The sequence below is a fragment of the Psychrobacter immobilis genome, assembly GCF_904846235.1.
GTDB classification, from domain to species: Bacteria; Pseudomonadota; Gammaproteobacteria; order Pseudomonadales; family Moraxellaceae; genus Psychrobacter; species Psychrobacter immobilis_C.
In genome coordinates this window covers 185698-198130 of record NZ_CAJGZN010000003.1, presented here as the reverse complement: position 1 = coordinate 198130, position 12433 = coordinate 185698, and the positions used below count along the sequence as shown (strand labels likewise).

Genomic DNA, 12433 nt, shown 5'->3' with positions numbered 1-12433 from the left:
AAAGGCTTACTATTTGGCCATTTCATACGCTTATAAAATAAAGACTCTCAATAATCATTAACCACTTAATTTGCATATCTATCGTTATACTGAACTAAGCCTACTCAACTATAATCCGATTAGCTGATCAGTAATGCCAGTCCAATGCTATGACTATTCTTGGCTATCAACGGATGACTCTAAAATACTTTGCCAACCAATGTAGCAGCTAGATACATCCGTCGTTATATATAGATATCAGAGCTTTTTATGAGATGGTTAAACGGCAGCGATACCGAAACCGTTACCCCAAAAAATCATGATGCCCCAAAATAGAAATACTAAAATAGCGATAATCATCAATGACTGTAGTACTAAACGTAAACCTGCTGCGCTTGAGCCCAGTTTGCCTGTTGTAATATAGTCAGTAAATACTGTCCACATCCCAACCCAAGCATGACCAGCTAGTGCAAGTACTGCAACCAAACTGAATAGACGCATCGGTAGGCTGGTCATAAATGATGACCATTCAATAAAAGTGACATCGCCATGGGTCAAAAAGAAGCCCAGCAACACCACACTATAAACGGCTAAAACAACAGCACTAATACGCTGAATAATCCAATCACGTGAGCCTGAACCTGTCAGACCAGTAGCACTTTTGATTCCTGAATCATTTTTTATCATTAGAACATCACCCATACAAATGACGCGACAACTAAAATCGCTGCAATCACAAAACTAACCATAGAGGCAGTGCGGCCAGATTTTAGCTCTTCATTCATGCCCATATCAGCAAATAAATGTTTGATACCCATTACAAAATGATATGCAATGGCGGCAACAAATATCCATGCCAAAAAGCGCACAAGTACGTTGTCAAATACGGTCGCAAAACTCTCAGGCGATGCCAATGAGTTCTGTAGTATCCATAACATGACAGGAATCAATAAAAATAAAATAATGCCAGAGATACGATGCAAGATAGAGGCGATCGCGATCGGTGAGCGATTAACGCTAATCACTTGGCTTAAAGGCAGATCAATAGGTCGGTTGCTTTTCACAGCGGGCATCCTTTTGCGGTTATACTCCTGTATCTGCTATCAACGCCTGACATAAATAGTGCCAATTGAGCATTGAGCAACACACGAGACGAATAAAGTAAGGAAGAGCTAGCTGACTTCGTTTAGTTTGCGCTAAATATGAAGAAAGGATCATGTATATAAAGGTATTGATAGACTGTTCAATGTCGCTTGTCGAATCGACAGGCCTATCAAACAACCTATCTATTATACAACAAAGAGAATAAACATGAGTAACATCGACTAACCAGTCTATTTTAGAGGTCGTATGAATAGTAAGACAACGTTACTATGTCTTCTATATCAGAGCAGACCTTATATTAGGCACTCAAAATCTTGTGCCAAACAAATAAAAAGGATTGGTTGAGAAGAAAATTCAAACCATAGAATGCGGTTTGGTCTATCGTAACATCAGACAATCGTAAACAAGCATGAATAGAAGACGCTCTGAACGACACTATAACATGGTCATTTATTAATTCGCGCAAAGCTAATGCCAGTTAATTCCTACAATTATAAAATGCCTGAGCAATAATTACAAATTTATCCATTCAGTAAGAATATATACATATTTAATCAATAAATGAATGGATAAGGATAATACTGGTTTTAACAGTGATTATTATGACAAACTTTAATCCGCTTACTAGGCATAGTCTGCCAGTTTTTGGTGTCATTATTTATGAGTTTTGTCTCTTAAATATATTTAGAAACCCAAAATATTGGCTCGATAATGCTGCTATAAACTTGCTCAAAAACAGAGGAATTTTAAGCAAAATAACCTGACAGACATATTTTGATACAAAAATTACAGCGAATAACTACCGCCACACCGCGCCAATTGGACACATGGTCCATAAAAGTTTTTTCAAATCATCAAGAATTGCTGCTAATATACCCTGCGTACTAAATGAGTTGAATGCACTTTTACCGTTCAACCGACAATGACGCGAGGGTATGCGTCTGTAGTAATTTATTCTAACAAGTCAAACCAATGGAGAGCAATTTATGGCTGATACTAATGCCAAACTAACCGTGAATGGTGAAGAATACGAACTTCCTATTATTAAAGGTACTTTAGGGCGCCCAGTTATCGATATTGCTGCTTTACAAGAATCAGGATTTTGGTCTTATGACCCTGGTTTTAAAGTAACTGCTCCAGTTGAATCAAAGATTACTTATATTGATGGTGGCAAAGGCGAGTTATTACACCGCGGCTACCCTATCGACGAGCTAGCGAACAACGCTGAATACCTAGAAGTTGCTTATGCACTTTTACATGGTGACCTACCTACTGCTGATCAAAAAGCAGACTTTTTTGAAAAAATCCGCGAGCATACTGCTGTTCATGATCAATTGCGTAAGTTCTTTGAAGGCTTCCGCCGTGACGCGCATCCAATGGCTATTATGGTTGGTGTTGTTGGTGCCTTATCAGCGTTCTATCATGAAGACCTAGACGTGAGCAATGAAGAACATCGCGAAATCACAGCTATTCGTCTGATTGCTAAAATGCCTACGCTTGCTGCGATGAGTTATAAATACTCACAAGGCGAACCGTTCATGTATCCGCGTAATGACTTTAACTACGCAGAAAACTTCTTATACATGATGTTTGCAACGCCTGCTGACGTAGACTACGAGAAAAACGACGTTATCACTCGCGCAATGGACAAAATCTTTACCTTGCACGCTGACCATGAGCAAAACGCTTCTACGTCAACGGTACGTTTAGCTGGTTCTACTGGTGCAAACCCTTATGCGTGTATCGCTGCTGGTATCGCAGCCCTTTGGGGACCATCACATGGCGGCGCGAACGAAGCTGTTCTTGAGATGCTAGATGAAATCGGTACTGTTGAGAACGTGCCTGAATTCATGGAAAAAGTGAAGAGCCGTGAAGTGAAGCTAATGGGCTTTGGTCACCGTGTTTACAAAAACTTCGATCCACGCGCTCAAGTAATGAAAGAGACTTGTGATGAAGTACTAGAAGCACTAGGCATCAACGATCCTAAGCTTGAATTGGCGATGGCACTAGAGAAAATTGCGCTAGAAGACCCGTTCTTCATCGAGCGTAACCTATATCCAAACGTTGATTTCTATTCTGGTATCATCTTGAAAGCCATTGGCATCCCAACGTCAATGTTTACCGTAATCTTCGCACTGGCTCGTACTTCAGGTTGGATCAGCCATTGGTTAGAGATGCACAGCGCTCCGTTCAAAATCGGTCGTCCACGTCAGTTATACACTGGTGAAACGCGCCGTGATTTTGTAAAAGTTGAAGATCGCAAGTAAGCAAAAATAATCGTTACCCAATAAAAAATCCCGCCATCGTTCGGGATTTTTTATTGTCTTAACTCTCGTTATTCGATATTGATTTTTTTATGAGAAATGACCAGCTAAATCAATTCATAAAAATATAGTCAGTTACTGAAACTCTTTTAACGTTTGCTCATATTTGGCAATCTGCTCGTCGTATCCTTCAATAGTTTCATTAAACTTAGCCATTAGCGCTTCAAACTCTTGTTGCTGCTTCTGCTTCATTTGCTGCATATCAACCACTTGTTGAGCTTCTATTTGTTCCCATACCTGATGCTGAATGATTAAACGGGCAAGTGCCGGACTTTTTGCACTTACTCTACCAGCAATCTCTGCATGCTCAAATAGCTGCGGAACCAAGGTCGCCATATTGATTAATGTATCAGAATCCTCTGCACTAAGCGGTGTTGTCACCGGTTGATATAAAGCGTCCATAGTTTGCTGATAGCGTTCTATGATTTGGTCCTCGGTCAACATAACAGGTTTACGCGGCTCAAGACTGATACGCTTTAAAACCGTTAAGTCACGCTCACCAACTTCAGTGCTAGTATTGACGTCAACCTCTGCATCTACATCTGTCGTGTCAACTTCTGAACTACCCGATGGCACCACTTCTTCAGGACTGGTAGCGGTAGTATTTGCGTTAGGAGCGGTATTATCGGTCGCTACTTCGTTATTACTATCTGTATTTTCACTATTATTAGTATTCAGTAATAAAAGCTCCTCACTGTCTGATGCATCTGCTGCTTGCAATGACTCATATTCTGCTTGCAATCGTCTCTGTAAACTCTGTGCTTGTGCGACATATATCGGCTGAAATTGTTTTATCCGGGCAGCAGCTGAGTCACTTTTTGGCATAGGCTGACTGTCTTCTACGCTTGTTTTTTCACTGGTTTGACTGTCATCAGCTACAGGCGCTGTGTCAGACTGCTGACAGCCTGTCAAAAACAATACTCCTGACAGTGCGACTACAAGCAAAGTCGGTGGATAGCGGGTATCAACATTAGGCTTTACTGACAAAAATTTAAACATGAGAGTGCATATCCTTTGGTAAAGCAAAATTATTAAAGGGTAAATTACAATTGCGGTTCATTATTCTTTGATTTTTAGCGACACAGTTGACTGTTAAATCGTTCAACTTACTTATCCAATATTTATCCGACTGACCTGTATCTCAATTGCTATATAGTTTAATTGTTCTATAGTTCGGTTATGCTTATCATAGTTAAGCTTAATCTTATTCTTGAAAACTAGATGACTGATGGATCATCAGTACCTGTTGCCTTAACAATAGGCTGCTCTGTCAAAAATGGAATACAAGCTTCCCACTCTTGGCAGTTCTGACCACGCTGACGACGTACAAAGTAGTCTTGAACCATGCGTGCCTGCTGCTCAATACCATACTTAAAAAACGATTTGCCTGTTTCTAACACGTAGTCGTATTTTCGGTTGATGATCGCTCCGCGTACAACCTTTAAGCCCTTCTGTAACTGCCATACGTGCGTTAGCTCGTGTATAAGCCAGCTTTGTTTACTCAATGGAGCTTCGCTAAAATCCGTAATCCAATCGACTGAATTAAAGTAAATATTGCCATTGGGGCTAACGGCATAATGTTTTAGTACCCACCACGCTGTCTTTAACTGCACTTCATCAAGTTTGATGCTGTCACCAAATACTGAATGCGCCAATGCTATCTCGCCAGCTGTCAGATAACGTGACTGCTGCTTGCCCGTATCACTACGCAAGTAGCGATTGAATAAGCGTTTAAGAGTCGGTTCAGACATCGTTAATGCAATACCTTATATTTGATAAGCCATTTTTAGTGTTTAATAGTTAACAGTCGCGATTGGCCAGCCTTTGTCATCGATACGGTAGAACTGTTAATAGTAGAGCCGTTAATATAGATGAATGATGAAAACTAAAGTGCTCGGGACACAAGCTATACGCTTAGTTAGCTTTCATTAACATATTTTTGCGTTAATCTAGCGCGTATGACTTATAACAAGTACCCTCCTTATAAACTAGCCTACTTCTACTGCTAATGTCTAATACTCATTGCTATTATAAAATTGCTGCGAAAATCATACCAAACGTATACGAGTGTTAAAATCCAATGAGAATGGTGAAGTTAGCCTAGTATGCTGTTATTTGGATTTAACTATAGAGACCTTGCCGTTACTACTTTTGCAACTAATATATAGCTTTTTCATTTTTCGATAGAGAGTCTTATGTCACCTAACTTCCATGCCGATACCCCACTTGCTCAGCGTATGCGCCCCACTTCTCTTACCGATATCATTGGTCAAGAGCATTTGCTGGCAGCTGGTGCACCGTTACGACGCTTAGTAGAGCAAGGGCATCTGCCATCTATTATCCTGCACGGTGAAGCAGGTATTGGCAAAACAACCATTGCGATGTTGTTAGCCAATGCCGTGAATAGACCTTTTCACGCGCTCTCCGCGTTAAATACTGGAGTCAAACAGTTACGCGAAGTCCTAGATAATAAAGATTCGTTGGCATTTGAATCACCTGTGGTCTTCATTGATGAAATTCATCGCTTTAATAAAGCACAGCAAGATGCTCTATTGGGTGCGGTAGAGTCTGGTGATATTACTCTGATTGGTGCTACCACTGAAAACCCATCATTTAGTGTCAACAACGCTCTACTATCACGTTGCCAAGTATATCGTTTAGAGCCGTTAACGCCTGAGCAGATAAGTGCCGTGCTGCAACGAGCCCTTTCAGAAGATAATATACTCAAAAAACTAACCGTCGACTTACAAGCAAAAGATACCATTAGCCAGCTGGCCCATGGTGATGCTAGAAAAGCGCTAAATTTATTAGAGTTAGCCATTCAGACCGCTGATGCCAAACAGTCGCCAGTGATTATCGATGATGAATTGGTCAGCCGAGTGGCACAGACTGCTTTGGTAAGATATGACAAAGATGGTGAGCAGCATTACGATATTATCTCAGCGATGATAAAGTCAGTCCGTGGCTCCGATCCGGATGCGGCATTGTATTGGATGGCACGTATGCTCGTAGGTGGCGAACCTGCTGATTTTATTGCGCGGCGATTGGTGATTTTGGCCAGTGAAGATATTGGTAATGCCAATCCTAATGCCTTACTCCTAGCTGATGCAGCATTGCGTAGTGTGCAATCTATTGGTATGCCAGAAGCGCGTATTATCTTAGGTCAAGTCGTGGTGTATCTAGCGACCAGTGCCAAAAGCAATAGCACTTATAAAGCGATCAATGCTGCGATGGCGTTGGCTGAAAAAGATGCCTCACCTATACCGCTACACTTGCGCAATGGCGTGACCAAACTGATGCGTAGTCAAGGCTACGGTCAAGGTTATGCTTACCCGCACGATTATCCTAACCATTACTATCCTCAAAGCTACTTACCAGATAATTTGGTTGGTACCAGTTTTTACGAGTTTGCAGATAATCAGCGTGAGCAGCACAGTAAGCAATTTATGGACTGGCTAAAAAGCCAAGCAGCGAGTAATGATTAACTACGATATAGATCAATAAAAATATAACGCACAGTTTTATGAGTCAGTTTTGATGTTCATTGATAATATTTATGACTATTTTTGACATACTGAACGATATAGTGGGAAGATGGCGCAGCACGTGACGCTGAAAAGCGTTAAAATAACCTCATAATGATATATACAGGCAATTAAGCGAGTCACTTTTATATCAAATGATAGTGCTTATAGCGCGATTTACTTGACCGTAGTAGCGCTTTGCTTGACCGTAACAGCGCTTTGTATTATCTACTGCTACAATAAGCAGATAGAGCCCTATATTCCAAATGACATCTATTTATAAATAATAAAATATTGAGATTTACTATGAGTTTAAATGCAATCCCTGAGATTATCGAAGACATTCGTGCTGGAAAAATGGTCATCTTGATGGATGATGAAGACCGCGAAAATGAAGGTGATATCATCATGGCAGCGACGCATGTGCGCCCTGAAGATATTAACTTTATGATTACTCACGCGCGTGGTCTTGTTTGTTTGACCTTATCACAAGCACGTTGCCAGCAATTGGCACTGCCACTAATGTCAGATCGTAACGAGGCAAAGTTTAGCACCAACTTTACTGTTTCAATTGAAGCGGCTGAAGGCGTCACTACGGGTATTTCTGCTGGTGATCGTGCACGTACTATTCAGGCAGCGGTATCTTCATCAGCAAAGCCTGAAGACATCGTTCAGCCTGGACATATTTTTCCAATTATGGCCCAAAACGGTGGTGTTCTTCACCGTGCAGGCCATACAGAAGCGGGTTGTGATTTAGCACGTTTAGCAGGTCTAGAGCCTGCAGCGGTGATTGTAGAGATTATCAATGCAGATGGTACGATGGCGCGCCGTGACGACCTTGAAATATTTGCAAAAGAGCATGACATCAAGATAGGCACGATTGCTGACCTTATCAATTATCGTATCGCGAATGAGCAAACGGTAGAAGAGATTGAGTCACATCCGTTTGAAACTGAACACGGTACTTTTACGCTACATCGCTTCCGTGAGTTTGGCGCTGAAGAAACACATTTAGCCTTGGTAAAAGGTGATGTCAGCGAAGGCGTCAGCACTGTACGTGTACACGGTTTCCACCCATTACGCGATTTGTTTGCAGCTAAAAATGATATGACTGGCCGTAGTGGCTGGAGCGTACAGTCAGCACTAGAAGAAATCAGTGCTTCAGATCGCGGTGTGCTGGTATGGATTGGTAGCAATCAGCCAGTTGATTTGGGAGATGCGCTGGACAAAGCCGCAGACAACGAGTCGCAATCAACCATCACGCAACAGCCATATCGTAGTATCGGTGTTGGTGCACAGATATTACGTCATTTAGGTGTCCGTGATATGCGCTTATTATCATCACCAATGAAGTTTTTTGCATTATCAGGTTTTGATCTAAACGTGGTTGATTTCGTTCATGCACCGCACCAAGACTAAAAACTGTTTAAGAAACTGGTTGCAGAATGAGTGATAAAAAAGGCACGCTAACATTATGTTAGTGTGCCTTTTTTGTTTTTAGATTCTAATTTGGGATAGTTTTTTTGAAGAAATGAACAATCGGTTCATATAGAACATGCCCTAAAGCTCAGGCGTATGACCAAACTTGGCTTCCAGTGCTAGCAGCTGTTGACGCTCTGCTGCTGTCCATGGCAACTTACCTTTTCCATCCCTATCCAGACGTACTACCACAGCCTCTGCCGTAGCTACAATTTTCTCTTGCGCGGTACTATAGTAACTATATTCCATCGCCATACTCGTATTGCCTAAACGCTTACAACGAACCCCTAATAATAATGTATCAGGATAGGTGACTGGACGTAAATACTGGCAGCTAGACTGGGCTAAAACGGTGACCATACTGCCATCAAACATACCTAGCGCATGCAAATAACTAATGCGTGCTGACTCAGCGTAACGATAGTAAACCACATTGTTCAGGTGATTGAAGGCATCCATCTCTCCCCACTGTATCGGCTGATGATGAATAACAGGGTAATGAGCCAATAGTTCAGGGCGATGATCGTTTGCTACACCAAACATAGATGCTGACTTTTCATTAGGATGGGTCATTGCTTACCTTACGTTTTATATTTTCTATATTAACTATTATGACTAACTCTCGTTAGCGTTGCGGCTTGTCTAAAATTTCTGTCGTCAATAATGGCGTTGGTTTTGGTGCATGAGCAATCAACTGATTTAGCCATACAATTACTTCTGGTATGTCACTCGGTGCTTTCATTGTCTCAAGATTACTTTGACCATCGATTGGTTTTTTATCTGCTTGTACAATGCCAATCGCACCAGCTTGTGCTGACTTTTTATTGTCGCTATTTGAAGCTTTAGGTACCAACGTTTTTAACTGTTTGCGTGCCTGCGTCAAATAGCTGACAAGTTGATCTTGCTTACGCATATTGCTGGCTTGGCTTGCTAAATTCAACGTCATGATGACTTCATGGATAGTGAGCTGACGACGCGTTAGATTTGCGTCATTAGTCGCTGAGGTATCAGTAGCATTGGTTACTTTAGGCTGCTGTTTATTTTCAATAGCTGCATCCACCAGCTCTCGACGCTGTAAATCCGTACCTTCATAACTGCCAAGACGCTCATGACTGTGCAAAAACTCCTGAATATTTTGAATCGCAAGATTTTGTATTTGCCACGGGCTTGGCTGCGAGCTTTGTGCCTGCAGACGCTCAATATCTTTGAGCAAACTTTGCTTGATAACGATAGTTAGCGCAGGCGCAATCTCATTACTGCTTTGCGATAATTGCCAATGTAGACCTCGCAATAACTCAATCGCGGCACTGTCATTGCTATCCGCCAACAGTCTATCAGCAGCTTTGATTTGGATACGCAATAGGTCCAACTGATTCTGAGCTTGGCTACTGGCTTTAACTCTAGGTTCTGGCAGCGTCTGCTGACTCATAGCAAATAGACGATCGTCCATTTCGTTTAGTCGACTGATTACTTGCTCATTGCTCTGCAAACGATCGTTGACACTATGCTGAAAGCGCTGCTGACTAATATATAGCCACAATAATGCAGCGATCAGTAATAAGATAACCAGCCATTGCATCCGTAGCAGCAAAATATTTGCTTGCCGGCGCTGCTGAACAGTAGAAAGATCCTTAGATAAGGACTCAGAATTCATTGACATAAGGCAGTACCGTTATTGGTATAGATAAACATGTTTAAAGCAAATGAGAAGTTTAAAGTATTATATTTTAGAATGAATGGCTGAGAGAATCGTATCTGGCGACAAATCCTCTACTCGCCAGTAACTCAACTGCTGTGCGGCAACCATATTGGCAAGACGCTCACCCAACACAACGTAAGAAAAGTCTTTTAGCGTAAGCGAAGGCCGCTCTGCTATATCAGCCACTGCATCCGTATTTTGCTCTATTTTTAACATCTTTGATTGGCCATCATTGACGATATTTGACCAATGCTCAAAAGCTGCCGCACTGCTGATGACGACAATTGGCTTTGGCTGCTGTGATGACGTAGTACTATGAGTAAGAAAATCTTGTTGCCATTGCTGATACTGAGCCATTGCCTCGATAGGCATCGTACGCTCGTACCACGCAATACTATCGATATGTACACCGCGCGCCTGCAATGTATCAACCAATAATCGTCGTCCGCCAAGCCCGCGCCATATCAGCAATTTATCGCCTGCTTGTAAGCTATCAATTTCAGTCATTGCTAGCATGCCTTCGTTATTGGCCGTCTCAGGCTGAAGTATTTGATAGTCTGTTGTATCTATACGCACCTGACTGAACTCTGCTGCCGTTGCTTCACCAACTGCAACCAGAGGGCTAGGTAATGACAAACCTTTTGACAATCTCTGCGCATAGTTGTCATTACCGTCTTTCGCTTTGTATTTACGCTTTTCATGTTCAAGTGATTGCCAAGCGACTAGCCCTGAAGCCGCTGCAGTTGGGCTAACGACAACAAGTGCTTTGTACGCCCCCGCCATCCACTGATGCATTAATGCAATATCTATATCAGTTGTTGGACGTGGTCGTAGCGTCAACATCGGTATATCAATCACTGTCAATCCTGCCGCTTGTAAATGCTGCGTCAACGGTGCTGCTCGCTCTACTGGGCGAGTATTGATGACAATTTGCGGCACGACTTTTGACTTCTCATTAGAACAATTCTTATGAGAAGTTGTGTATGTAGACTGAGTCGGCATTGATGACATCGATATACCATGACAAAAAAAGAATGAAAAAGGCTTAAGTATACAAAAATGGCTGATGCTTAGATCAGCCTATCTTGCGATTAATCAAGCCTATAGCGACTGTACTTTTACTATTCAGGCTGATAGATCGCTGACAAAATAGCTCCTGCGCCATCGGCAAGTAGCATTTCTGCAACATCGATACCCAATTGATTGGCTTGGGCTTCTTGCTCAGCTTGTGTCCCAACCAACGTAGCTCGTTTGTCTGCCTTCAACAATTCGCTACCATCGGCTTGACCCACTCGACCGCGTAGCCACAGCACATTCCCACTATCGTTATTGCCATTATCACCATTGTTATCATTATTAACACTGGTTTCTTCAGCTGTCTGCAAAACTGCATAAGCGGCGATCGGTACTTGGCAACCGCCCTCTAGATGACGGTTCAGAGCACGCTCAGCGATAAGTCGAATACGGGCTTTATCATCATTGAGTGGTGCTAACAGCTTGAGCACTTCATCATCACCTTCACGGCACTCAATCGCCAAAGCGCCTTGTCCAACGGCAGGTAAGCAAGCTGCGATATCAAGCTCACCGCGTATTCTCTCGTCCAGCTCAATACGTTGTAAGCCGCTCGTTGCCAGAATAATGGCATCGTATTCACCAGCATCTAGCTTGCCCAAACGAGTGCCAACATTGCCGCGCAACGTTTTGATTTGCAGGTCAGGACGATAGGCTTTGATCTGGCATTGACGACGTAAACTTGATGTCCCAACGACTGCACCTTGTGGTAGCTCATCAATACTATTATAAGTATTAGAGACAAAGGCATCTGTTGGTGAGGCGCGTTTACAGTAGACGCCTAATGTGAGGCCTTCGGGAAGCTGCATCGGTACATCTTTTAGCGAGTGCACTGCAATATCTGCTTGCTTGTCATACAGCGCTTGTTCAAGCTCTTTTACAAACAACCCTTTACCACCGATTTTGGCCAAAGGTGTATCCAAAATCTTGTCACCCTTAGTGATAATTTTTAGTAAATTAATCGTCAGATTGGGATACAACGCCAATAAACGATCGCGAATATGCTCAGCCTGCCATAAGGCTAAAGGACTTTGGCGTGTAGCGATATTTAGAGTAGTCAAAACAGGTTGCTGCGGATTGCTCATAAAGGGCCTCAATAAGTTCGATACTAATACTGTAGTGGCTATAGTCCCTATGTCAGTACTGTTCATCTTTATACTGAATAATATCGATATTACTCGATAGGGCAAGTTTGCCAAAGCATAGGCGACTCAAATGATTAATAGGAGATGCTGACGCAAAAAAATACCCCT

At 42.2% G+C, this 12433-nt stretch carries 11 protein-coding genes; 3 read left to right on the top strand and 8 right to left on the bottom strand.

Features of this window, described 5'->3' with window-relative positions:
• Positions 1 to 258: 258 nt before the first annotated feature.
• Complete coding sequence (gene sdhD / locus JMX07_RS03340; protein ID WP_201606319.1) at positions 259 to 663, bottom strand: succinate dehydrogenase, hydrophobic membrane anchor protein; 405 nt, start codon at positions 661 to 663, stop codon at positions 259 to 261.
• A gap of 2 nt (positions 664 to 665) precedes the next feature.
• On the bottom strand, positions 666 to 1052 hold the full coding sequence (gene sdhC / locus JMX07_RS03335) for a succinate dehydrogenase, cytochrome b556 subunit (RefSeq protein WP_082624524.1): 387 nt from the start codon (positions 1050 to 1052) through the stop codon (positions 666 to 668).
• Between the two features lie 1017 nt (positions 1053 to 2069).
• Between sdhC and gltA the strand changes: the two genes are divergently transcribed.
• Positions 2070 to 3350, top strand: a complete 1281-nt coding sequence (gene gltA / locus JMX07_RS03330; RefSeq protein WP_101204632.1) for a citrate synthase — start codon at positions 2070 to 2072, stop codon at positions 3348 to 3350.
• Positions 3351 to 3482: 132 nt separating this feature from the next.
• Here gltA and JMX07_RS03325 read toward each other — a convergent pair whose 3' ends face one another.
• Complete coding sequence (locus JMX07_RS03325; RefSeq protein WP_201606291.1) at positions 3483 to 4406, bottom strand: hypothetical protein; 924 nt, start codon at positions 4404 to 4406, stop codon at positions 3483 to 3485.
• Between the two features lie 218 nt (positions 4407 to 4624).
• Positions 4625 to 5158, bottom strand: coding sequence for a type IV secretion protein Rhs (locus JMX07_RS03320; RefSeq protein WP_201606290.1), 534 nt, complete (start codon positions 5156 to 5158; stop codon positions 4625 to 4627).
• A gap of 444 nt (positions 5159 to 5602) precedes the next feature.
• On the opposite strand from JMX07_RS03320, the gene JMX07_RS03315 reads away from it, so the two are divergent.
• Positions 5603 to 6892, top strand: a complete 1290-nt coding sequence (locus JMX07_RS03315; RefSeq protein ID WP_201606289.1) for a replication-associated recombination protein A — start codon at positions 5603 to 5605, stop codon at positions 6890 to 6892.
• 345 nt (positions 6893 to 7237) lie between these two features.
• On the top strand, positions 7238 to 8350 hold the full coding sequence (gene ribBA / locus JMX07_RS03310; protein ID WP_201606288.1) for a bifunctional 3,4-dihydroxy-2-butanone-4-phosphate synthase/GTP cyclohydrolase II: 1113 nt from the start codon (positions 7238 to 7240) through the stop codon (positions 8348 to 8350).
• Positions 8351 to 8491: 141 nt separating this feature from the next.
• Here ribBA and JMX07_RS03305 read toward each other — a convergent pair whose 3' ends face one another.
• From JMX07_RS03305 to hemC, 4 genes are all read right to left on the bottom strand, one after another.
• The gene (locus tag JMX07_RS03305) at positions 8492 to 8983 is read right to left on the bottom strand and encodes an acyl-CoA thioesterase (protein WP_201606287.1); all 492 of its coding nucleotides are present in this window, start codon (positions 8981 to 8983) and stop codon (positions 8492 to 8494) included.
• A gap of 52 nt (positions 8984 to 9035) precedes the next feature.
• The gene (locus tag JMX07_RS03300) at positions 9036 to 10070 is read right to left on the bottom strand and encodes a hypothetical protein (protein ID WP_201606286.1); all 1035 of its coding nucleotides are present in this window, start codon (positions 10068 to 10070) and stop codon (positions 9036 to 9038) included.
• 60 nt (positions 10071 to 10130) lie between these two features.
• Entirely contained in the window at positions 10131 to 11111 is a 981-nt protein-coding gene (locus JMX07_RS03295) for a uroporphyrinogen-III synthase (protein WP_201606318.1), read from the bottom strand.
• Positions 11112 to 11230: 119 nt separating this feature from the next.
• Entirely contained in the window at positions 11231 to 12265 is a 1035-nt protein-coding gene (gene hemC / locus JMX07_RS03290) for a hydroxymethylbilane synthase (RefSeq protein ID WP_201606285.1), read from the bottom strand.
• Positions 12266 to 12433 lie beyond the last annotated feature (168 nt).